Source organism: Veillonella sp. Ser01, from assembly GCF_053850375.1.
Window position 1 is genome coordinate 254,882 of sequence record NZ_JBSPUA010000002.1, and the last position, 22,931, is coordinate 277,812.

Genomic DNA, 22,931 nt, shown 5'->3' on the forward strand with positions numbered 1-22,931 from the left:
ATAGTGGTTTTATAAAGGGGATTATCATGGATGTACGCATTCCACCGCATAATTTAGATGCGGAAAAAGCCGTTTTGGGGGCTTTATTAACGAATGGATCCAACTCGGGTGCCGTTGTCGATACAGTGACGAGTATTCTAAAATCTGAAGACTTTTACCGCGATGCGCATCGTATTATTTATGATGCTATCTTAGAAATCGTGCATGCTAACAAGACGGCGGACTTTATCACTGTTGGTGAAGAGTTAGACCGTCGTAAGCGTCTCGATGCGGTAGGCGGTCTTGCATATATTACATCTTTGGCTAATGAATCGGTGTCCTACAATGTAGAGGAACATGCGAAAATCATTAGTGAGAAAGCTCAGTTGCGCCGCCTTATCGATGCAGGGAATAAAATCGTAGGCATGACGTACGCTGGCGAAGATGAGCCAACGGCTATCCTTAACAAGGCGGAACAAATGGTATTGGACGTAAGTGGTCAAACACAGTCCGAATCATCATTTGCTCCTATTGGGGAGGTTGTGTTATCTAACTTAGATAAATTAAATGCATTGCAACAGCATGATGGCGCTATTACAGGTGTTCCAACAGGCTTTAAAGATGTGGACCATGTCTTCAATGGTCTGCAGAAATCTGACCTCATCCTCGTAGCAGCCCGTCCTGCGATGGGGAAAACGGCTTTTACCTTGAACATTGCTCAAAATGTAACGATGTTGTACGACAAGACGGTAGCGTTCTTCTCCCTAGAAATGGGAAAGGAACAGCTCGTTGGTCGTATTCTATCCTCCGTGGCAGGTGTGAGCTCTGAAAAATTGCGCCGTGCGAATATGGACCCTACTGACTGGGAAAAGGTTATCGCTGCAGCGGATCGCATGAGCAAATCTAAGCTCTTTATTGATGATACGCCGGGTCTTACTGTACAAGATATGCGCTCTAAATTGCGCCGTCTTAAGGTGAAACATGGTCTTGATCTCGTTATCGTTGACTATATTCAGTTGATGCAAGGCCGCAACTCCGGCAAGGGTAGCGAGAACCGTCAACAAGAGGTATCTGAAATCTCTCGTAACCTTAAATTGATCGCTCGTGAGTTTAATGTGCCACTCATCGCCTTATCTCAGTTGTCTCGTAGTGTTGAAAGCAGACCAGATAAACGGCCTGTACTATCTGACCTTCGTGAATCTGGTTCTCTTGAACAAGATGCGGATATCGTTATCTTCTTGTACCGCGATAAATATTACGATGAAAACTCCGAAAAAGGGGACAACGCAGAAGTCCTCATTCGTAAGCACCGTAATGGTTCCGTCGGTACCGTGGAACTCCAATTCATTGGGGAATTAACACAATTTAGAGACGTGGAATTCCGAGACATGGGGCCGGAACAATAATGAAAACTATCGTGGGTGTGCCTATATTGATGGGGCCCCGTGACATAGCTACATTTTAATTAAAAAGAAAGGACTATACTTCTTTGCTCCTCGTGACCTGATGTCGCTGCATAAGTATAGTCCTTTCTTTTTATCACTGTACATATGAAGGTGTCCCATCAATATAGTGGCACTAGATAGTTTTCGTTGTATTGTTGGAAGAACTGGAAATAGAAGTCCTAAAGAAACTATATTGAATTAAGTTATACATGCACTTAAGAGTACCTACTATTAGATTTGATATCTAATAGTAGGTACTTTTTCATTTTTATGTCCAAAATTTGCCGCTATAATAACAAACATATGTTTGAAAATACTCTGTGTTTTTGTTATACTAATCATAGAAATTATTCTTCTTGTAATTCTTATAAACTTCAGGTATTTAGCGGTTTGAGGAGGTGTTTGTATGGGTTCAGCTGATACGGATCGAATGTATATGTGCATTGATTTGAAGAGTTTTTACGCGTCTGTAGAGTGTGCCTATTTGGGGCTGGATCCGTTTACGACGCCTTTGGTGGTGGCCGATGGGTCTCGTGGCAAAGGGGCTATTACATTGGCCATTTCACCGGCCTTAAAAAAGCTAGGTGTTAAGAATCGCAGTCGTCTTTTTGAGATCCCTCCGCACATTGAGTATTTGACGGTGAAGCCTCATATGAAACGGTATATGCAGGCGTCTGCTGAGATTTACGGGACTTTGCTCAAGTATGTGGCTCCTGAGGATGTACATGTATACTCTATCGATGAGTATTTTATCGATATTACGCCTTACTTACCGCTCTACAAGAAAACGCCTCGAGAGCTAGCGCAGATGCTACTTGATGCGGTGTTAGAGGCGACCAAGATTTATGCCACTGTTGGGATTGGAACAAACTTGTTCCTTGCCAAGATTGCTCTCGATATTCTCGCAAAACATGCGCCTGATTTTATAGGATATCTTGATGAAAGTCTCTTTAAAGAGAAAATTTGGTATCATCAGCCCTTGACCGACATTTGGCAGATTGGTAAGGGCATAGCCAACCGCTTACATAAATATGGAGCTTATGATTTGCATGGTATTACCATGGTTCCAGAGGCTAAGCTATATAAGGAGTTTGGCGTTAACGCAGAGCTCATTATTGATCATGCTTGGGGCCGTGAGCCGTGTACGATTGCAGATATTCATGCGTATCGTCCTATTAAGCATTCTATCTCGCATAGCCAGATTTTGTTGCGTAACTATACTTACGAAGAGGCATACGTGCCTATGCGGGAAATGGTGGAGTCCTTGGTACTAGAGCTTTTACAAATCAAAGGGGTTACGAACCATATTCATGTTCATATTGGTTATGCAGATGATATGGTGCGCTCTACTGGAGGTTCTAAAAAGCTTAAACAGTACACTGATTCATTGCAAGCATTAACGACGGCAGTAATTAAATTATATGAACAACATTGCTATAAAAATGAACTTATACGGCGTATAGGTGTAAGCTTTGAGGATTTAGTCAATCGCTCTGCTATACCTCAGGAGATAGATTTATTTAGCTCTCTTGCGACGGAGGAAGAGGAAAAGGAGCGGCAAGTACATGAGGCGATGTTATCTATCAAGGAGCAGTTCGGTAAAAATGCTATTTTACGTGCCTCTAGCTTGCAAGATGAAGGGACAATGCGCTTTAGAAATACCTTGGTAGGTGGCCATAATGGGGAATAAATAGTGTAATGGATACAATGGCAATTGAACGAAGAACAGCAATTGAAAATAGATTAGCCGCATAAGGGGAGGTATATATTAATGAAACATCGTATGTCTCGTTTACAACGGGCGAAACAATTTATGCCCTTTGCGGCATTGAAGGGATTTGAAGTATTACTGGCAGCTGTGGCACGGCCTAAAGAGAATCGTGTAGAGCTATCGGAGGATCAAATAGAGGAATTAAACCGTACTATACAATCCTTGGTGGAAGGGGATTTTGTACGGGTGCTTTATTATACAGGTTATTGTTATACGGAATTAGTAGGGACTATCGAGGCGATAGGTAAACCTGCACATAGTCTATCTATTGAGGGCGTAGCCATTGCTTTTAAAGATATAAAGGAAATTAATCTTTTTGAATAAGAACCTTTGAAGAGTTGATAATAATAACACTAATGTAATTGGTAAAGTAATCAAATAAAGAAACTCAGGAAAGTAAATTGTAAAGTGAAGAAAAATAGATTTGGCCTATACTCATGTATGATGAGTATAGGCTATTTTACTATTGTTTATTATCATACATATTTTGATAATTCTTCTTGACATACACCATATCTTCTATTAAAATAAACATATGAACAGATATTCATATAAATAAAAATATCTGATGAAAAATGTTTAGGAACATATATAACAAGATATGAAACAAGATATGTCTAATAAGTATTAGAAAAATATTACCTATTAACTTACAATACAGGATAGAAGCTTTCACTATTATCAAAGGAGATATCATGGAAGAAACATTATTGCTGAAGGATTTGAACTGTGCGAACTGTGCAGCAAAAATTGAAGATCGTATCCGTAAAATGGATGTGGTAGAGACTGCAAACTTTACAATTGCTACGCATCAATTAAAATTAACCGGCTCCTGGGAAGATCGAGAAGCTCTTAAACGTGACATTCAAGAGATTTGTGATGCTATTGAAGAGGGCGTAACAGTAGCTGATTACGAGCGTAAATCTAAAGCGGCTATGGATGACCATGGTCATGATCACGACCACGGCAGTGATGCAGTAACAATTGCAGTTATCGTGGCAGGCCTATTGTTCATGGCTTACGAAGCATTGACTACAGTTGTTCCGTCCATCGGTTTACCAGAGTCTATCGAAACTCCAATTTACTATATTGCCTATATTCTCCTTGCGTTCCCAGTATTGCGTATCGCAGGTCGTAATATTTTAAAGGGCCAAGTATTTGACGAGAACTTCTTGATGTCTATCGCGACATTGGGAGCTATCGCTATCGATGCATTGCCTGAGGCTGTAGGCGTTATCTTGTTCTACCGTATCGGTGAGTTCTTTGAACATAAAGCTACAGATCGCAGTCGTACTGAAATCATGAACGCTGTTGATATGCGTCCACAAGAGGTACGCGTAGTAGATACATGCTGCGGTGGTGAAATCGTAGTTATGGCTCCTGAAAAGGTTGAGGTAGGCTGGACTATCGAGGTTCGCCCTGGCGATTTGATTCCTCTAGACGGCACAGTGCTTGAAGGCGAAACTCGCGTTAACACGGCACCTGTAACAGGTGAACCTGTACCGGTTCGCGCTGTACCTGGCACACAACTCATGTCTGGTTGCATCAATGAATCTGGTCGCATTACAATGCGCGTTGATAAGGTTCTTGAAGAATCTATGGTTACTAAAATCCTTGATGCTGTTGAAAATGCTGCATCCTCTAAACCTAAAATCGACCGTTTTATCACGCGTTTTGCTCGCGTATACACACCAATCGTTGTAGCTCTTTCCTTAGCGGTTGCTATCATCCCATCCCTTATTACTGGTGAATGGCATAAATGGATCTACACAGCCTTAACATTCCTAGTTATTTCTTGCCCATGTGCATTGGTGCTCAGCGTGCCACTTGCATTCTTCTCCGGTATCGGCAATGCATCTAAACACGGTATCTTGCTTAAAGGTGGTCGCGTTATCGAGGCGTTGGCTAATGTGAAAGCAGTAGCTCTTGATAAAACTGGTACTATTACATCTGGTGAATTTAAAGTACAAAACGTAGAAACTGTAGGCTCTCATGTGAGCAATACTCAATTGTTGTCCATGGCGGCAGCTATCGAAGCCGTTTCTACACATCCAATCGCAACAAGCATCGTGTCTGAAGCAAAGGCACAAGGCATTACTGTAGAGCCTTCCGACTTCGTTCAAGAGTTGGCAGGCGAAGGTATGGTGGGTATGACTGATGGTCAACAAGTTCTCGTTGGTAACCGTCGTCTTATGGAGCGCTATGCGGTTCAAGGCTATCCAATAGAATCTGCTGAATACGGTACAGAAGTTCTTGTTGCAGAAGGTAATGTATACCTTGGGCGCATCATCATCGCCGATGAAGCGCGTCCTGATTCTGCAGAGGCTATCGCTGATCTTAATGGTCAAGATATTAAAACTGTTATGCTTACAGGTGATGCTGAAGCAAGTGCAAATTACATCGCTAAAGAAACTGGCGTAAGTGCTGTTCGCGCTCAATTGTTGCCACAAGATAAATTGTCCGTAGTACAAGATATTCGCTCTGAATATGGTCCAACTATGTTCGTAGGGGACGGTATCAACGATGCTCCAGTACTTGCAGGTGCTGATGTTGGTGGTGCGATGGGTAGCGGTGCCGATGCGGCTATCGAAGCGGCAGACGTTGTATTCATGCGTCCGTCCTTGACTGCTATTGCACATATCCTTGACTTGTCCAAAGCGACATTACGTGTAGCATGGCAAAACGTAGTGTTCGCTATTGCTGTAAAAATCCTTATCATGGCACTTGGTCTCATGGGCTATGCATCCATGTGGTGGGCCGTATTTGGTGATACTGGCGTATCCATCCTTTGTATTTTGAACTCTATTCGCATCTTGCGTCGCAATTAGGTGAAAGCAGAGTTTATAGCTCTATAAAGGAACGAAATAAATTACATTATCCTGATCTGAATGATTAGGGCTGATATAAATAACCTCTAGGTTAGTAACTGGCTAACTTAGAGGTTATTTTATTGTGTGGATTAAACATTTACGATGCTTTTGTTATATACATTTGTACATTATAAATAGACATAAAGCTGTTTATGTATGTACTAGATACACAAAACTTTCACAATAGAATTGAATAATAGCTATAAAATAGTATATAATTTATTAGATGATTACTATAAGTTCGTTGGAAGGAGGGATAGCATGATTACGGTGTATAAACATATAGAAGAAGAGTTAGTTTCCGATAGCACTGTATCAGATGCCACAAAAGGTTCTTGGGTAAATTTGGTGAACCCAGACCCCGATGAGTTATCCCTTATCAATATTTTGACGGAGATCCCAACGGACGTTTTAAAGACCGCTCTCGATATGGAAGAACGTTCTCACGTGGAGTTAGAGGATAACTACATCTTTATCGTTATTAATATTCCGGTTATCCGCGGTAACGATATGTATGATACAGTACCGCTTGGTATCTTCTTGACGCCAGACTTCTTTATCACCATCTGCTTAGAAGAGTCTGAAGTATTGTATCCTTTCATTTCCAATCAGATTTCTACGTTCTATACATACAAAAAGACGCGTTTCTTGTTCCAAATCTTGTATCGCACAGCAACTATGTTCTTGCGCTACTTGCAACAAATCAACCGCCGTACTGACGATATTGAAGTCCAATTGCGTCATACTACAAAGAATAAAGACTTCTTCCAATTGTTGGAATTACAGAAATCCATGACATACTTTACATCTGCATTGCGCACGAATGGTACCGTTATGGAACGTCTATTGCGCTTGCGTGGTCATAGTTCCTATAAACATCTTCTCAAGATGTACGAAGAGGATGAGGACTTACTAGAGGACGTTATCATCGAGAATAAACAGGCCATCGAGATGGTTGAAATGTACTCCAATATCTTGATGAACATGATGAACGCCTTCACATCCATTATTTCTAACAACCTTAACTTGGTTATGAAAATGTTGGCGACCCTTACTATTGCTATGGCGGTGCCAACAATTGTATTTAGCTTGTGGGGAACAAATGTGCCATTGCCATTCCAAGAGGATCCAGAGGGATTCTATGAGGTTATAGGTGTTGCATTAGTATTCTCTATTATTGCCATTATCGGTATGTGGAAAAAAGACTTATTCTAATCACTAAATACACATGAAAAAAGCTGGCTGTGAGCCAGCTTTTTTGTTTGCTTACCTATTACGTTATTGCTTATTATTAGGCCAATCTGATATAATAGTACCGTTATGGAGAGGTGTCCGAGTGGTTTAAGGAGCTGGTCTTGAAAACCAGTGACTCCGCAAGGGGCCGTGGGTTCGAATCCCACCCTCTCCGCCATATTTAGAAAGCCCTCTAGGTTATATGCCTAGAGGGCTTTTTATTGCAATTAAAGGAGTAAAAAAAATTACTTATAATGGAAGAACTGTTTGCCAATAACCTTAAGCTTTTGCATTTACTCATTTAAACATTTGTAAAATGTGGAAAGGCCAGGCTCCTCGAGGTTATAATGGAGAAAGATAGAATTGTACCATATATCTGGTAAAGATTCAGGTCCTTTACTAGATATAAGATCAGGTTTACATGATAAAATTACTAAGTAGTTACATTTCTTTGTTACAAAAAGTTTTCGTAGAGATAAAACCCAAGCTCCAGCGTACGATAAATTTCGTGAGGCTTATTGGAAAAACGTATACAGGATTATATTGAAAGTTGTAAAACCCCCTCATATTGAAAGGACTAATCATGAATGAATTATCAAGCATAGAAAAAAATTTAAACATCTTATTGCCTCAGTCATATAAAAATACCCTTGATAAATTCAAGTTGTTTATGGAAATAGAATTTAAAGATTATGAAATTGATTTATTTAATAATAATTTATTATTTGAAGAGTTGAATTCTTTTCCAAACTGGAATTATATGGAATATTTAGTTGAAATAAATAAGAAAAAACAAAAGGCAGAAAATATTGTAGAAAGGCATGACTCCACAGACTTTGTAGACTCTGAACGCGTAAAGAAAGGTTTTATGTTTGGGTCTTCTTCAGATGGGGGATGTTTATATTTCGATTTAAATGACAATCTATCAATATGGGAATATTGGCTAGATGATGGAAGTATTGGAAAAGTAGCAGATACTTTTGATGAAATTCTTGAATATGGAAAAATTATAGATTTTGAGTAAACGTAAGTTGTATCGAGATTTTATAATCTCATAAGGTCCCTTGAAATACAACTTTCAGTCGACCTTACAGATTCCTGAGGGTGTAGTTTTCAAAGATGTAGATGGTAACAAATCTAAAAATGGTAAGCTACCTAGAGGTTGTTAATCTAAGAAGGATAAATTATGTATTTAGATCAAGTAAATTATGAATTGAACAAAAAAATCAATGATTTTGTATGTAACTCAAATGACGTGCCCACACCGGAAGAAAGAATTGATATTCTAAAGCAGGCATGGGAGCTTTTACCCAAACCAGCCACTCAATTCGTTGAACCTACTTCGGCAATTGCTAGTGGTATTTCAGGAAGCTATAAAAAATTAGGTGATTATCCCAAAGCTCTTGAGTGGATACTTATTGCGCTTGAGGCTAGAAAAACGGTGCCTGATGGCAGTATATTTCTATGGGCAGGTATTATCTATTACGAACTAGGTGATATGGAAAATGCCTATAAATATTTTGACCTAACTTATAATGAGCTACGTTACACACCTTTCTCTATGGAAGACAAAAAATATTGGCAATTTTATAAGCAACGTAAAGAAGAATTAAATCCTAAGAAAAAAAACAAAAAGTAAGATTCGATATTTTCAGACGACCTTTTTTGTACTGTACTTAACCGCCGCTACGCCTACGACCCGGATGTAGTATAACTAGAGGGAAATATACTATGAAATATCATATTGAAGATTTAAAAGACCAATTACATAACCATAACTGGATTGTTTTAAAAGAATCAGAAGGAAATGATTTAGATATATCAGAATATTGGACTATTCGTCATAGATACCAACCAAACAAAACTTGTACTCTAGCTTTTGAAGGAATGGATGATTTGGAAGTTTTACCAATCGAAAAAAGTTATGCATGTTTTTTATCTGAAGAGCCAGCTATATCATTATACTTTTCTAAGAGCATTAAGTTATGGAAGAGAGATTTAAATACATTCATTTTAAATCTGAATTCTTTTATAATTTGCTGATTTTAAATCCTTCAAACTATATAAAGCTAATCAAAATCTAAATAATTGTAAATGTTTCTAGCAAGCGTAGGTTGGGTCAAGACCCAACAAAATATCAAGGTTGTCTGAAATAACCTTCAGACGACCTTGCCCTATACGCTTACCCTTACCTGCTTCGTCTACAACGAAAACGGCCTCGAAGAGGAAACTGGATTCGTTTGGGACGGCAGATATATCTATATCAACACCGACCAAGACAGCTACGGACCGCTGGCGCAGGTACGCAACTGGACCAACGAAGACGGAGAAAGCCGCCAACAAACCCACTACTACCACGGCGACCAAATCGGCATCCCACGCGAGATGGCCGATAAGGACGGCAATTTACTGTGGTTCGGCAACTATACCGGCTGGGGTCGTCTGAAAGAGAAAACCAAGGTAACGGATAGCTCATATCATCCCTTTCGCCTGTAAAACCAGAATGCCGACCGCGAGACGGGGTTGCATTACAACTTCTTTAGGTATTATGAGCTTGACGTGGGTCGGTTTGTGAATCAGGACCCGATCGAGTTGTTGGTTGGGGATAATCTGTATCAGTTTGCACCTAATATACAGGCTTGGGTTGACCCTCTAGGACTAGCTAATTTCTTTGATATAGCTACCTATGGGAGTCTTAATAGTATAAAGCTCAAAGAAAACGTTTAAGAAATGAATCCAAGAAATTTCTTAGAAAATTGAAAAAAGCAGGTAAGAAATGCCCTTAAATTTTTAGGAGAATTTAAATGAAAATAAATGGATACGTTAATTTTAACTTTCTAGATAGTAAACCCAATAAAAATAATATATTAGTTGGGCTAGATTTAGACTATTCAAATAAAGTGATAGCGCCAGATGGTCATGAGTTAGCATTGATTGCTTTTATTCCAATTGAAAATTTATTGACTATTGCACCTCAATTTAAAACAGATTTTCAGGATAAGGAATATAAAGATAAAGTAATTTACGTTTTTTCTTATTATGATAAAGAAGATTATTTTCTTGACTACATTACTGAAATTGACGATGCTATTCAAGGATACACGAAAGTTATCATCGGAGATAAAAATCAGTTCAAGTTTAACATAGATAAATTTTATCCAATTAATCCTATTGAGAATTTAGATGAAATGAGTTTTTTAGGAGGACAACCTGAATATTTACAACAAGAGAGTGATGATTTTCTAGAAAAATATATTTTCATAGGTCAAATCTTAGGAATGGATCTACCTGAAAAAGTAAATGAAATTTTTTATCTAACTGAGAACATAGGATATATTTTTATAAATCGAGATCTATCTGATGGATTATTCTTCGTACAGACGACTTAAACAAAACTAAAAAGGATTGAAAATTATGAATGAAAGTATTGAAACAGTATTAAATAGTTTTCTGATGGAAATGTATAAATGGGAAGACAATGCTAATAAGCATATAACGAGAAAATCATTGAAATAGAAGAAAAAAGTAGCTCTATAACTGTAAAAAGTGATGTGCTTTACGCTGGAATGGAAGCACAAAGACTTTATAAATTCAAAAAACAGGCAGGTCTTTGGAAATTAGATAATGTAAAAGAATTTGATAGTTATGATGAGAAATGGCATTCTATACATATCTAAATTAATGTAATTAGCAAACTGTAGCCCGTACGAAATCTCCGATCCTGACTTAGGGTATGAGCGGTACGCACGAATCTTTGGCACAGGTCCACAACCGGACCAACGAAGACAGAGAAAGCCGCCAACAGACCCACTACTTCCACTGCGACCAAATCGGCATCCCAAGAGAGATGAGACTCCGATAGAATGGGGAATAATTCATTCATCCAAAAAAAGAAGCCCATATTGTTCCTGCATTGCCTGATATAACATAAATTCTATATTTTATTTGAGAAATTAATTATGAGAAAACAAGAAATTATTTTAAGTATGCAAATGGCTTTTCTTGGGGCAATTTGTAACAAAGTCAGACTTATTGCATTTGATATGACCGAAGAATTATTTGCTCTTTATGTATATATTGATTCACCACTGACAGATGATGAGTATGAAGCAATAGATCGTGCGGTTACAGATGTATTGGCTGATTTTCCAAATTTTCTATATGAAAAAATATATATTATTGAAAATAATGATAATATTCTTTCATTAAATATATATAAAGGATGTTTTTTTATGCGATTTGAAAATCAATTTGATTAAATAACGCGTTGTAAAAAACAGCTTCTTTGGGAACTCCATTTTCACGAAATGCCAATATGGCAGATTCAGAAGTGTTAATTAAGGAAAGTATTCCTGTAAATGTTGCCATACCTTAAAATGTAGAAAGTAAGACATGAACAAAAGCAATCTAATTTTATTAATTAAAAATCAAATGTCAGATAAACAAAAAAATGAAAATGCTTTACATTTAAATACACTTTTACTAAGCTCAATAGAAAATCCTAGTATAGATAATGATTGTTTCATAGAATTATTTAGCTATTATTCTAACCTATCCCAAGGAGAAGTAAGTGAACTATTTGATTTACTACAATCTTTAACCAAAAATGAAATCAATATAATTCATGATTTTTTAGAATATATTTCCAAGTTTATCAAAGACTTAGGACTATGTTGTGAATTTGAAAACTTTCTAACGGAAGTAAAATATATACAAGAAAGAAATTATCTGGAGGAAAAAATTGGGCATACTTTTCCAGTTTTCAAAGTTGATAAAAATAACATCATAAGTTTTGATGATAGTGATAACTCTTATATATTTTCTATAATGCAACTATCTACTAAAACTTGGATTGAGATAACATACGATGATTTTCTCTCAATACTTGAATCACTAGAGTGGCAAGCTTTTACTAATAAGGCTTTATTATATTTTACTCCTTGCTGTTTAAAATATATTTTTTCTAATTTATCTAAATTTCATTTATATGGTTACGTTGTTGACTTTTTATATATTGCTCTAAGAAATCAAAGTACGATATTTAACACTACTCAAATCAACTTAATTATTGATTTTTTAAAATTAATCCAAAATTTTAACCAGGAAATTAGTGTTGAAACACAAAAAAAAATAACAAGTACGATCCAACTCTATTTATAACTTCCGGGTCGTAAAGGGGTAAAGAGCCGCACCGCTACCAAACCTGCCTGGCCGATGCGCCATTCTTCCTGGGTTAAAATCCGCAAATGCTATATCGTGCGTACCGGCGACATGTTTCATATGAACGGCAAGTTCAGTAAAAGACTCCCCACTAAAACCTAGCTATCCTGTAAGGCTTCAGTGGGGGCCGGTCGTCTGAAAAAGGAAACATTACAAAAAAGTGTTTCCATCCCTGCTGTTGCGAGATACACAGCATTGATTAAAAGATATACAACCAGACCTTATAGATTGGTGGTAATAAAAATGATATCAAATGACATTCAAGAATTACTTAAAAATATTACAAAGTCTCTGATTAAAATCGAAACAAAAGAATTAGATGCTTTAATTTCTAGACAGTCAATCCATATAGATAATATTGATTTTCACAGATACGAAATAACCCATAGGAAAATTGAAAGTCTCAAATTTTCTTTCTGTTCATTTCGTGGTGCTTTCATAAGCTATAGTTCCTTTACTAATTGTAATTTTATTAATTGTTCTTTTATTACGGCAATAGTTTGTAATACAAAATTTACTAATTGTACATTTATTAATTGTGTATTCAGATCAATGCATATGCAAGATAATTTAATATCTAACTGCTCTTTTCAAAACTGTTATATAGAAGATAATATATTTTCTACAAATAAAACATAACTTATGACAATGTTGAATAAGGCATCCGGGCAGCAGGTGGGAAAATTCCCATGCCTTATTGAATTACAAAAAGGAACTTTAAAAAATGGTAAGAAAAAAACAGAAATGGCAGGTAGGCGATTATTTTGGCATTCCCATAGAAGATGATTTTTTAGCTGTTGGACAGATTCTTGGAAAATATGATTGGATAGGTGTAGCCTGCTTAATTACCAAAATGAAAATTTCCTCAAAAAACCTTCCTTTATATGAAGATATAAAAATAGATAAAAACGATATTATTGCTGCTATGTTTATTACTGAAGAATCGTTAGATAAAGGATTCTGGCCAATTATTCAACAAGGTATAGTAAATAAAAATATACTGAAACAATATTTTCCTAATATTGATTTAATTGAACAAGGAAATATTATTGGTATTAATACCGAAGGTTCAGCTATTATTGATGATTTTATTAAAGCTTATTTTAGTCTAGCACCTTGGGATGACTGGCATGACCCCGAATACCTTGATAAACTTCTTATTTCTCCAGACAAAAAACCTGAAAATCTCATCTATAAAAACAAATGATCTGTTCCAACTCAAAGCTTGTCCTGAAAGTAAAATGCTTCGTACTCTTGACTGAAGCGGAAGCCTTAAGAAAATGTGAAGAACGAAGAAATTTACAATGTCTAAATTCTAATAGACAGGAGGCCGTCTGATATTCAGATGGCCTTTACATTATAAATTAGCTATATACTATGAGTTGAAGGCATTATGCCGCTGGTATGGAGCCACAGCTATTTTTCTGATCAAGACCCGATTAGGTTGCTATATCTGACTCAAGAGGATATTATTTTTTCAAAGACAAAGAAATAAATATTGATCATGAAACTATTCGTTATTTGGAGGAATTAATGTATGATTCTATAAAGAATATTACTAAAGTTTAACTTAAGAAAGTGTGAATTGTTACATCAAGATCCTACAATAGGTAGTAAGGTTATTTAAGGTAATTAAAATGAAAAAGCTTTTTTTTAATCTAGAAGTAATTGATGGTTATCCTCCAGTATCTATGGAAAGCGTTTGGGCAGAAGTGACTGAGGAAGGCTATTTTAAAATAAATAATATTCCTTTTTATAGCAAAGAAGTCTCTTTTGGTGATATTGTTAGCGGAATACAAACGGAAGAAAATTACTTATTATATGATAAAACTATAATTCATAGTAAAAATAGTACATTGCGGATTGTTTTCTTTAATGAAAATCAGAAATTTAAAGATAAAATATTAACTAAACTAAAAGATCTTGGATGTGAGTTTGAAACATTTAATGTAAATTTCTATGCAATAAACATACCAATTCAAGTTGATATAGAAGAAATATATATTTTCTTAGATGAGTTTGTGGACACTGACGATTTAGATTATGACACAGGGTATTTAGCACAATAATTTGTGCAAGCTATAACTTACGTAATATCGTAATATGTAGAATAACCGGACTAACGAAGAAGGCGAAAGCTGCTAACAAACCCACTACTTCCACTTCGACCAAATCGGCATCCAAAGAATGATGACTTATGGGGACGGTTTATTAACCAGGACCCGATTGGGTTGGCTGTTCAAGATAAACTCGAAGAACTAAAAAGAAAACTCTCAAAGAGAGATCTAAAAGATAGAGAAGAAGCTTTTAAGAAAGCTAAAAATTTTATAGAAAATGGAAACAGTTGCAATGGATTAGATGCCCCTATATCAAAAACTTTCATGGTAAAAGGAACTAAACATGATGAATAAATATGAAAAATGGTATGAGAATATTGATGAATATAGTAAATTAGAACAGTATATTGAAAATATATTTGTAAAATTACTTAATATAAATTCAATCAATAGAGAAAAATGGATTTTTCCATACTTCAAAACTACGTATTCTGATGGCACATCATTTATGGATGGGAATCCCATTTTTTCAGCACGAGCTCCCAATGAAAAAAAAATTATAAAAATCATTGTAGATGATAATTATGATGCTATATATGATTTTAATAGTTCATTTGATGAAAATTTACTGTATACAGTGATAGTTCCTATTAAATTAATTGATAATATAGATGTTTTAATAACAAGTTTTCTACTATCAGAATAGCAAGCCGTAGCCCTTATGAAACCCTCGATCACAACAGAGAGTACGTTTGGAGCTCACGTAAGCAGTTTCCAATTTTCAGACGGTCTCGAAGAAGAAACCGGATTCGTTTAGGACGGCAGCCAACTTCCACTTCGACCAAATCGGCATCCCAAGAGAGATGACCGATAAAGACGCCAACCTCTTGTGGTTCTGCAAAGACACCGCATGGAAAAATCACTATAAATGTAAAAGTTATCTAACATAATGGAGATAAATATGCCCTTCCTGAAAATTCCCTATAGAGATTATCCTAAAGAAGGATTGTTCAAAAAACTTTATCGAGAAAATATCTATAAAATAGAGGAATTTAAAGATGAATTTAAGTATTACGAATATACCCCAATAGAGAAAATTATTATTGATGAACATAATTTAGTACCATTTATCTTTTTTTCACCAGAAGGAATAAATTATTTAATGCCTAAAATTATTGATAGCATCAGTAATGGCATTAGAAATGATGATATTCCAGTAAATATAGAAGAATTTATTATAAATATACCTACCGCAGAAAACATCATTCATGCTTTAAATCTCTTAAAAAAAGATGAGCTTATAATTCTAAAAAAGTATTTAGAAAAAATATTATTTAGGGACTCATCAAATTTGATACAGCAAATAGGTGAACATTATTTATTTAGAAGTATTGAATATCTCGAAAAGTTAATAAATAATTCCTAAATCTACTTATTATTTTGTTAATCGAATACATAAGCCAAGGTTTCTAGAAAAGTAGCCGTAGGTTGGTTAAAAATCTAACGATCTTGCAAGGTCGTCTGAAATACATTTTCAGGTAACCTGAAGCAGAAGGAGCAAATCCTCTAGGACAACAACTTGCTAATGAATTAAATACTACAGTTAAAGCGCCAAATGAATACCTTTGGTTTTCAAGTAACGTGAAATTAACACCTTTAATACCATGTAAACAACATCCAGAAAGAAATGAAAAAATGACTAACTTCATATCAACAGGTAGTACTTATTGGCTTTCAGATGAAGAAATTCATATTCTCGAAGAGAACGCCACTAATGGAGATAAAAATTCAGCATTCAAATTATATCAATATCATATGTTTGTATCTTTAGATCAAGATTTGGAATTTAAATGGCTAGAAATCGCGGCAGAAAATGGACATCCAATTGCCCAATCCAATTTAGCTGATTTATTTTTCACACAAAACAATAAAGAAAAAGCCATATTTTGGGCTAAAAAGGCACATAGAAATGGTGCCACAATACCAGAAGAATTAAAAATACTAATAAATATCAGTTAAATAATAAGTTTGAGCAGATTATCGTTACGAATCTGATGCGGATCTGTTTGTGAATCAGGATCCGATTGGGTTGTTGGGTGGGGAAAATTAGTATGCTTTTGCGCCGAATTACAATTTATAGTGCATTCAGAAGAGGTTCAAAAAGTTAAATCGAAAAAATTAAAAGAAAGGGAAAGTTTTAGAAATGCCTAAGTTAAAAATTTTTCTTGAAACTCCTTTAGACTTTCAAGAAAAAATTTTTTTGACAAATGGGAAGTCAGTTACCTTGATTTGATGGAAGTTAATCAAGGTTCTCCCTTAGTTGGAAGTTTGTCCATTAACGGTCAAGTTATTATTCAAGAACAGGGTTTTGGAGGGCCGTTGTTATATTTCAATAGAAAAATATATATTCCAGTTTTCATTAGACGATTTTTGGTTGTTGGATTTAGGCTTGCAATATTAAATTTAGATGATTTATCCATTGAGTATATTGGTGGTATCGAAGACTTGATTTATCTGAAAGAGATAAAAGATAATAGAATTTATTTCTATACAGATATCTATAAAAGCACAGAAAAGAATTTAACTTTAAATTAACAAATATATCTCAAGAATATGCTGTAAACAGCATAGCCAAAGAACTTCCATGTTAATTAAATTTAAAGAATTTATTCAAAAGCATTGGATAAGTATTTTAATTTCTTGGTTTTTCATTTGGTTATGGATGGCTTATTATTGCCTTTTGGGTAAAAATATTAGTTATTTTAAAAAAATAGGAAATTAAGTATAACAAAGCTCAAACAGATAGATACATGAGTAGCAATTAACTAGAATTGGTGGTAAGTTTTTGGAAAATACGGATCACGTAGTAAATGTGCATAGAAACTGATTGATAACAAAAATTTATAAAAGGAAAATTAAAATAAGTATTTTAAGTAATTATATAATTCAAGATTTGATCCAGAATGTATCTAAAGGAGTTACAGAGACATTTAAATTTGTATCAGAAAGATATAATTCTAATGATGTTTTTGCCTATACATTATATATTGATGACTATTGTTCATATCTGGGGTGGGCTGCTAACACTATTTCTCATTACAAAGAATTAAAGAAGAATCTGCCAGTTGAAGAACATTCTTTTGTAAAATGGTATTATTCAGAATTTGAAATAGGCACAGGTGAAGTCCCCGAAGAAATTGATAAAATATTTAACCAAAATATTCAAGAAATTTTAGATAATATTCAAAAAATATTAGATGAAGATTTTGAAGTTGTTCAAGCAAATGTATATGATGCTATTATCGAAGGATTTAAATTAGCATTAACTGAGATGGATAAAAATAAGATAAAAAATATAATATTTTATGTTTCTCTTGCAGATAGTGATAATGCTGAAATTATGGAAAATTATTCTGCTGAGCAATTGAATTCATATGAAAAGTTCATTACGTTCAAAAACAGATTTCAAAGCAAGTCGTAGCCAGTACGAAACCGCCAATCCTGACGTAGGGCGTGCGGTACGCACGTAGCTTCTGTTTTTCAGACGACCTCACTATCCTCTTTAAGGTCGTCTGAAATATGGGTTCTTTAACAATCTCGTTACCAGTCAGTTACAATATGTAGTTTCTCGAGGAGCATTATAATATTATGGAAATTAAAAAAGAGTCTAACGACTATATTATTAAATTAAACAACCATGAAGTTTTAGTTTTTTTTGAATGGCTTGTTAAGTTCGTTGAAAATAATGTAATTATTGATGAAGCTGAGAAAAAAATACTATATGACTTGGAATGCTTATTAGAATCCACATTAGAAGAACCTTTTATGGAGAATTATAAAGATCTAATACAAATAGCTAAAAAATCTATTAACAATAATTAGCAAGCTGTAGATTGGGACGAGCTTCAACAAATTGGTTAAGGCGGAAATCTTCAAAAAAGAAGGTACAAAAGAAATTTGGGCCTACACCTACGATGCCTTGGACAGAAGGATAGGCAAAGGTTGTCTGAAAGATGGAGAAGTTTCAGGAATGTCATTCCCGCATGATTTAAGCGGGAGCTGCCAGAAAACCCACTACTTCCACTGCGATCAAGTCGGTATACCGCGCGAGATGACCGACATCCACGGCAATCTCTTATGGTACGGTGAATACACCGCCTGGGGCCGTCTGAAAAAGGACGATCGGGCTTACAAGAACGCGCATCAGTCGTTTAGATTGCAGAACCAATACTTCGATGAAGAGACGGGGCTTCATTACAACCTGATGCGCTATTACGAACCTGAGGCCGGGCGGTTTGTGAACCAGGATCCAATTGGATTGATGGATGGGGACAACCTTTATCAGTTTGCAAAAAAACACAAGCATGGGTTGATTTACTAGGTTTATCTCCTACTCCTGGTGCATGCAATACCCCATGTTCTAGAGAAGACATTATTGAGTACACTAAACTTAGGTAGGAAAACGTAAAAATGATATTAAAAGTATTGTCTCTGATGCGAGAGTTGGAATAAGAGGTAGTACCGCTTCATGGAAAAGTAGTTAAAAGGGTACGAACTGGAGTCCATCTTCAGATATTGATGCTTTTATTGCTACTGATATGCTAACAAAAGGAGCAATGGGAAAAGATTTGCCTAGTGAATTAAAGAATATAGAATCAGACATAAACAAAGCATTAAAAGAAAAATACCCTAACAATGGAAAAGGAAATGACTTATTTTCATTTAAGGTTCAGAAATCACGATTCCCTGAAAATGCTCAGCGGTTTGCTGAGAAAATCATACTTATATTTTAAGGAAGAAATATAATGAAATTACCTTATAAACCACAAGATATTAGAAATTTTTTTGCTTATTCATATGAGTTTATTGATTGTCTTTATTTTATGAGAAACCCTTATGAAATAATAGAAAATTATATAGAGTATGAAAAATTTATTATTGAAAGAATAAAAAATATTAGAATATTAGATAATTTTCATTTTGAATTATCTGATACTGACTCCTACGCTATACAAGCAATGTGGATACCACCTTTTGCTATTGTTGGTATTCTAGTAAATGGATTAATTCAGTTTGAAAATAAACAGGGAATTTATTTTTCAATTAATGAACAGGAACAGTGTGATTTAGATATTCAAACTGATAAACGCTGGACAATGGGTCTTGTACTGTTTCATGTAAAAAATATTAAAAGCGGAGAGTCTTTAATATTGTCTCCATTTCAATTATCTATTCCTGATTATGGACTTGAATGAAGTAGTCATAGTAGCTATCGCAAGGTGCGGGGTTGCCTGGTGGACAAACACAAAAATATATTAATGACTTAGAAAGGTTAATAAGACAATGAACCGGGAGCAATTTATAAAAAGGATTAATATAGTTTTAGTCGAAATTGATAAAATGATTAATAATTGTGATGAATACAGTTATACAAATAAACAGCAGTTGATTTCTATAAAAAATGAACTATATGACATGATTAATTATCTAAATTCAGAAAGTATTTTTCAACCAAAAAAAGGAAAAGAATCTTTATTGTCTCGGATAGTAATTGATTCTTGGCCATTTAATAATGAGGTTGGTAAACTCCTTGTAGAAATAGAAGAAGATTTCAATTCTTTGACAAGAAAAAATATAAAAATGTCTAAGTTAAAAATTTTGAATGAAACTCCTTTAGACTTTCAAGAAAATTTTTTGTTTGACAAATGGGAAGTCAGTTACCTTGATTTGATGGAAGTAAATCAAGGATCTCCCTTAGTTGGAAGTCTGTCCATTAATGGTCAAGTTATTATTAAAGAACAGGGATTTGGAGGGCCTTTGTTGTATTACAATAGAAAAATATATATTCCAGTTTTCATTAGACGATTTTGCGTTGTTGGATTTAGGCTTGCAACACTAAATTTAGATGATTTATCAATTGAGTATATTGGGGGTATAGAAGACTTGGTTTATCTGAAAGAGATAAAAGATAATAGGATTTATTTCTATACAGACATATATAAAAGTACAGAAAAGAATTTATCTTTATATGAACAAATATAACTCAAGAATATGCTGTAAACATCATAGCCAAAGGACTTCCATGTTAATTTATTTCATTTAGAATTAGAAAGAAAAATTAGTAAACGTAATGTAAAAGCAGTGAAAAAATGTTAACGATATAGTATTGAAGGAAATATCTTTCTATCAAAATATTTATGGAGTATACTTTTATGTTCAAATCAAAATTATTTCCCAAGGATTTTTTTAATCTATGTATTAAGCGTAAAGTAGAAATTAAAAAGTTAGATAAACTTCCCAAGCTAGATAATAACTATTTGTTATTTATTACTAAGTATCAGGAGGTAGAGATAATACCTGATATTTCTCTTTTTAATTATGAAGAAGCTTTAAATGAAAATAGATACTTAGAGTGTAATTATCCAGAAATATCAAAGTGTTTTTGGAGTATTGGACAAGCAGGACAGGGAGATGGATGGTTTTTAAATAAAATAGATAATACCATTTTTCATTATAATCATGATACTGGAGAATATAACAAATCTGGATTTACTAATTTAGGGATAGATTTCTCACAATTTATCCAGTTGGCTTTGTTACACCGAGATTTAGAACACCTATTAGATAAAGGAGAGACACTTACGGATAATGTAAAAACTGAGTTTATAAATTCAGTAAATAGTATAAGTAATAATTTGTTTAATGTTTATCCATTTAAATATTTTTAATTGGAATATTCAATAAATTTATTAAGCAAGCCGTAGCCCTCTCAAAACCTTCAGTCCTGATGTAGGGAGTGTGTAGTACGCATGCGGTTTCTGTTTTTAGACGGCCTCGAAGAGGAAACCAAGGTAACGGATAGTGCATATCACCCCTTCCGATTGCAAAACCAGTATTATGATTCTGAAACAGGGTTGCATTACAACTTCTTCAGGTATTATAAGCCTGATGCGGGGCGGTTTGTAAACCAGGAGCCTATTGGATTGATGGGTGGAGAGAATCTTTATTGGTTTGCGCCTAATGGGCAAGATTGCCTAGATCCTTTAGGTTTGGATAAATGATGTGAAAATAGCAAAGTTAAAACAGAACCAAACACAGCATTTTTTTGGTCAGGTAGAACAGATGGTATTGATGGACAACATATTGCTGCCGATATTGCCAAATCTAATGGAGGAACAACATCAACCCGCTTTGAAGAACAATCCTAATATAGATCCTAAAACAAAGATTTCAACTGTTATATTTCAAAGGTAATTACTATGGATGATTTTGTAATTGAAAAAATTTCAAGAGGTATGTTAATTGTTTCTTTAAATGGACATGAAATTTCATTTGAAGGAGAAATGTACTTTCCAAATAATGAGTTTCACTTTTCCCTATATGCGAAAACAGCAAAATTTACTAAGACCAACCAAATTTTAAGCAAGGAAGAGTTAGATAATATTTTAGAACATTTAAAAAAAGAATTTATTTTAAAAAATAGAGTATTAGACATAATTTTCTAAATTTAATTATCAACTGTAAAGTAGCCCGAGCAAGCCGTAGACCACATGAAACTTCCAATCCCGACGTAAGGTGTGCGGTATGCACACACACGGGTTCTGCCTTTTAGACGACCCCACCCCCAACAGCATGCAGGCTACGCTTGCTGATGCGGGGCGGTTTGTGAATCAGGATCCGATTGGGTTGATAGGTGGGGCGAATCTGTATGCGTTTGCGCCTAATACAAATAAGTGGCTTGATGTCCTAGGTTTAAATAAAAATCTGCCCACACCATACCCTATGAGAGCCTTACCTCCTGGTTCTAATCAAAAGCCTTATACCATATATAAGGTACTGAAACCAATTAACAATGTAGCTGCATGTGAAATTATGCCGTGGTTCGGAGAGATTGGATTAGGGACACAGTATGAATTGCCAAAATCTGTTAAATCATATATAGAAGCTGGGCATCTAGAAGAGGTGAAAATAGGAAAATGTTAAAAATTAATGAATTGAATTCATATCTTAAAAGTAAAGGAGTACCAGAAGATAGTTACTCGATCAATGAAGTAAATGATGAATCACTATGTATTATTGAAGAAAATAAAAAATGGCATATATTCTATTCTGAAAGAGGATTGAGAACCGAAGAATATTGTTGCCAAGATGAACATTCGGCAATTCTATATTATATAAATCGGTTATCAAAAATGTTAAAAATTTCTTTTGAATGAAAAAAGTAAACCGTCAACAAACTCACTCCTTCCACTGCGACCAAATCGGCATACCGCGCGAGATGACCGACATTCACGACAATCTCTTATGGTACGGCGAATACACCGCTTAGAGTCGTCTGAAAAAGGACGAGCGGGTT

At 34.9% G+C, this 22,931-nt stretch carries 31 protein-coding genes, 1 tRNA gene and 2 pseudogenes; all 34 read left to right on the plus strand.

The window, feature by feature from the left end; translation table 11 throughout:
- Window positions 1–26: 26 nt before the first annotated feature.
- Window positions 27–1,385 (plus strand): replicative DNA helicase, encoded by a 1,359-nt coding sequence (dnaB, locus tag ACWTVK_RS04935; protein ID WP_456046126.1) that lies wholly within the window; start codon window positions 27–29, stop codon window positions 1,383–1,385.
- 445 nt (window positions 1,386–1,830) lie between these two features.
- Window positions 1,831–3,114, plus strand: coding sequence for a Y-family DNA polymerase (locus ACWTVK_RS04940; protein ID WP_456046127.1), 1,284 nt, complete (start codon window positions 1,831–1,833; stop codon window positions 3,112–3,114).
- Window positions 3,115–3,195: 81 nt separating this feature from the next.
- Window positions 3,196–3,519, plus strand: coding sequence for a YolD-like family protein (locus tag ACWTVK_RS04945; RefSeq protein WP_303940114.1), 324 nt, complete (start codon window positions 3,196–3,198; stop codon window positions 3,517–3,519).
- A 371-nt stretch (window positions 3,520–3,890) separates the two neighbouring features.
- Complete coding sequence (locus ACWTVK_RS04950; protein WP_456046128.1) at window positions 3,891–6,023, plus strand: heavy metal translocating P-type ATPase; 2,133 nt, start codon at window positions 3,891–3,893, stop codon at window positions 6,021–6,023.
- A 303-nt stretch (window positions 6,024–6,326) separates the two neighbouring features.
- A complete protein-coding gene (locus ACWTVK_RS04955; RefSeq protein ID WP_129823319.1) occupies window positions 6,327–7,280 on the plus strand; it encodes a magnesium transporter CorA family protein in 954 nt (317 codons plus the stop codon).
- Between the two features lie 107 nt (window positions 7,281–7,387).
- Window positions 7,388–7,476, plus strand: a tRNA-Ser gene (locus tag ACWTVK_RS04960).
- A gap of 405 nt (window positions 7,477–7,881) precedes the next feature.
- Complete coding sequence (locus ACWTVK_RS04965) at window positions 7,882–8,322, plus strand: SMI1/KNR4 family protein (RefSeq protein WP_456046129.1); 441 nt, start codon at window positions 7,882–7,884, stop codon at window positions 8,320–8,322.
- Between the two features lie 162 nt (window positions 8,323–8,484).
- A complete protein-coding gene (locus tag ACWTVK_RS04970; protein WP_456046130.1) occupies window positions 8,485–8,937 on the plus strand; it encodes a tetratricopeptide repeat protein in 453 nt (150 codons plus the stop codon).
- Between the two features lie 92 nt (window positions 8,938–9,029).
- Window positions 9,030–9,341, plus strand: a complete 312-nt coding sequence (locus ACWTVK_RS04975) for a hypothetical protein (RefSeq protein ID WP_278600984.1) — start codon at window positions 9,030–9,032, stop codon at window positions 9,339–9,341.
- A gap of 126 nt (window positions 9,342–9,467) precedes the next feature.
- Window positions 9,468–9,794 carry an RHS domain-containing protein gene (locus ACWTVK_RS04980; RefSeq protein WP_456046131.1) on the plus strand — a complete coding sequence of 109 codons (327 nt, stop codon included), beginning with the start codon at window positions 9,468–9,470 and terminating at the stop codon, window positions 9,792–9,794.
- Between the two features lie 15 nt (window positions 9,795–9,809).
- A pseudogene (locus ACWTVK_RS04985) lies at window positions 9,810–10,025 on the plus strand (RHS repeat-associated core domain-containing protein); the annotation flags it as partial.
- A gap of 77 nt (window positions 10,026–10,102) precedes the next feature.
- Window positions 10,103–10,687, plus strand: a complete 585-nt coding sequence (locus tag ACWTVK_RS04990) for a hypothetical protein (protein WP_456046132.1) — start codon at window positions 10,103–10,105, stop codon at window positions 10,685–10,687.
- Window positions 10,688–11,257: 570 nt separating this feature from the next.
- Window positions 11,258–11,557, plus strand: a complete 300-nt coding sequence (locus ACWTVK_RS04995; protein ID WP_456046133.1) for a hypothetical protein — start codon at window positions 11,258–11,260, stop codon at window positions 11,555–11,557.
- 133 nt (window positions 11,558–11,690) lie between these two features.
- The gene (locus tag ACWTVK_RS05000; protein ID WP_456046134.1) at window positions 11,691–12,458 is read left to right on the plus strand and encodes a hypothetical protein; all 768 of its coding nucleotides are present in this window, start codon (window positions 11,691–11,693) and stop codon (window positions 12,456–12,458) included.
- A 303-nt stretch (window positions 12,459–12,761) separates the two neighbouring features.
- Window positions 12,762–13,157 (plus strand): pentapeptide repeat-containing protein, encoded by a 396-nt coding sequence (locus tag ACWTVK_RS05005; protein ID WP_456046295.1) that lies wholly within the window; start codon window positions 12,762–12,764, stop codon window positions 13,155–13,157.
- An 85-nt stretch (window positions 13,158–13,242) separates the two neighbouring features.
- Complete coding sequence (locus ACWTVK_RS05010; protein ID WP_456046135.1) at window positions 13,243–13,725, plus strand: hypothetical protein; 483 nt, start codon at window positions 13,243–13,245, stop codon at window positions 13,723–13,725.
- A 430-nt stretch (window positions 13,726–14,155) separates the two neighbouring features.
- On the plus strand, window positions 14,156–14,587 hold the full coding sequence (locus ACWTVK_RS05015; protein WP_456046136.1) for a DUF4265 domain-containing protein: 432 nt from the start codon (window positions 14,156–14,158) through the stop codon (window positions 14,585–14,587).
- 162 nt (window positions 14,588–14,749) lie between these two features.
- On the plus strand, window positions 14,750–14,929 hold the full coding sequence (locus tag ACWTVK_RS05020) for a hypothetical protein (protein WP_456046137.1): 180 nt from the start codon (window positions 14,750–14,752) through the stop codon (window positions 14,927–14,929).
- Entirely contained in the window at window positions 14,919–15,281 is a 363-nt protein-coding gene (locus ACWTVK_RS05025; protein WP_456046138.1) for a hypothetical protein, read from the plus strand. The genes ACWTVK_RS05020 and ACWTVK_RS05025 overlap by 11 nt, the downstream gene beginning before the upstream one ends.
- 136 nt (window positions 15,282–15,417) lie before the next feature.
- A pseudogene (locus tag ACWTVK_RS05030) lies at window positions 15,418–15,525 on the plus strand (hypothetical protein); the annotation flags it as partial.
- 11 nt (window positions 15,526–15,536) lie between these two features.
- Complete coding sequence (locus tag ACWTVK_RS05035; protein ID WP_456046139.1) at window positions 15,537–16,001, plus strand: hypothetical protein; 465 nt, start codon at window positions 15,537–15,539, stop codon at window positions 15,999–16,001.
- A gap of 215 nt (window positions 16,002–16,216) precedes the next feature.
- Window positions 16,217–16,594 (plus strand): tetratricopeptide repeat protein, encoded by a 378-nt coding sequence (locus tag ACWTVK_RS05040; protein WP_456046140.1) that lies wholly within the window; start codon window positions 16,217–16,219, stop codon window positions 16,592–16,594.
- A gap of 270 nt (window positions 16,595–16,864) precedes the next feature.
- Entirely contained in the window at window positions 16,865–17,170 is a 306-nt protein-coding gene (locus tag ACWTVK_RS05045; protein WP_456046141.1) for a hypothetical protein, read from the plus strand.
- Between the two features lie 292 nt (window positions 17,171–17,462).
- Window positions 17,463–18,056, plus strand: coding sequence for a DUF4303 domain-containing protein (locus tag ACWTVK_RS05050; protein ID WP_456046142.1), 594 nt, complete (start codon window positions 17,463–17,465; stop codon window positions 18,054–18,056).
- Between the two features lie 167 nt (window positions 18,057–18,223).
- Entirely contained in the window at window positions 18,224–18,457 is a 234-nt protein-coding gene (locus tag ACWTVK_RS05055; RefSeq protein ID WP_456046143.1) for a hypothetical protein, read from the plus strand.
- 31 nt (window positions 18,458–18,488) lie between these two features.
- The gene (locus ACWTVK_RS05060; protein WP_456046144.1) at window positions 18,489–18,956 is read left to right on the plus strand and encodes an RHS repeat domain-containing protein; all 468 of its coding nucleotides are present in this window, start codon (window positions 18,489–18,491) and stop codon (window positions 18,954–18,956) included.
- Between the two features lie 235 nt (window positions 18,957–19,191).
- On the plus strand, window positions 19,192–19,368 hold the full coding sequence (locus ACWTVK_RS05065; RefSeq protein ID WP_456046145.1) for a hypothetical protein: 177 nt from the start codon (window positions 19,192–19,194) through the stop codon (window positions 19,366–19,368).
- A 12-nt stretch (window positions 19,369–19,380) separates the two neighbouring features.
- The gene (locus ACWTVK_RS05070) at window positions 19,381–19,830 is read left to right on the plus strand and encodes a hypothetical protein (protein WP_456046146.1); all 450 of its coding nucleotides are present in this window, start codon (window positions 19,381–19,383) and stop codon (window positions 19,828–19,830) included.
- Window positions 19,831–19,918: 88 nt separating this feature from the next.
- A complete protein-coding gene (locus ACWTVK_RS05075; RefSeq protein ID WP_456046147.1) occupies window positions 19,919–20,617 on the plus strand; it encodes a hypothetical protein in 699 nt (232 codons plus the stop codon).
- A gap of 170 nt (window positions 20,618–20,787) precedes the next feature.
- Complete coding sequence (locus ACWTVK_RS05080) at window positions 20,788–21,303, plus strand: SMI1/KNR4 family protein (protein WP_456046148.1); 516 nt, start codon at window positions 20,788–20,790, stop codon at window positions 21,301–21,303.
- Window positions 21,304–21,384: 81 nt separating this feature from the next.
- On the plus strand, window positions 21,385–21,636 hold the full coding sequence (locus tag ACWTVK_RS05085; protein ID WP_456046149.1) for an RHS repeat-associated core domain-containing protein: 252 nt from the start codon (window positions 21,385–21,387) through the stop codon (window positions 21,634–21,636).
- A 198-nt stretch (window positions 21,637–21,834) separates the two neighbouring features.
- Window positions 21,835–22,080 (plus strand): hypothetical protein, encoded by a 246-nt coding sequence (locus ACWTVK_RS05090; RefSeq protein ID WP_456046150.1) that lies wholly within the window; start codon window positions 21,835–21,837, stop codon window positions 22,078–22,080.
- Window positions 22,081–22,240: 160 nt separating this feature from the next.
- Window positions 22,241–22,558, plus strand: coding sequence for a glycohydrolase toxin TNT-related protein (locus tag ACWTVK_RS05095; RefSeq protein ID WP_456046151.1), 318 nt, complete (start codon window positions 22,241–22,243; stop codon window positions 22,556–22,558).
- Window positions 22,559–22,787: 229 nt separating this feature from the next.
- The gene (locus tag ACWTVK_RS05100; protein WP_374041441.1) at window positions 22,788–22,904 is read left to right on the plus strand and encodes an RHS domain-containing protein; all 117 of its coding nucleotides are present in this window, start codon (window positions 22,788–22,790) and stop codon (window positions 22,902–22,904) included.
- Window positions 22,905–22,931: the final 27 nt, after the last annotated feature.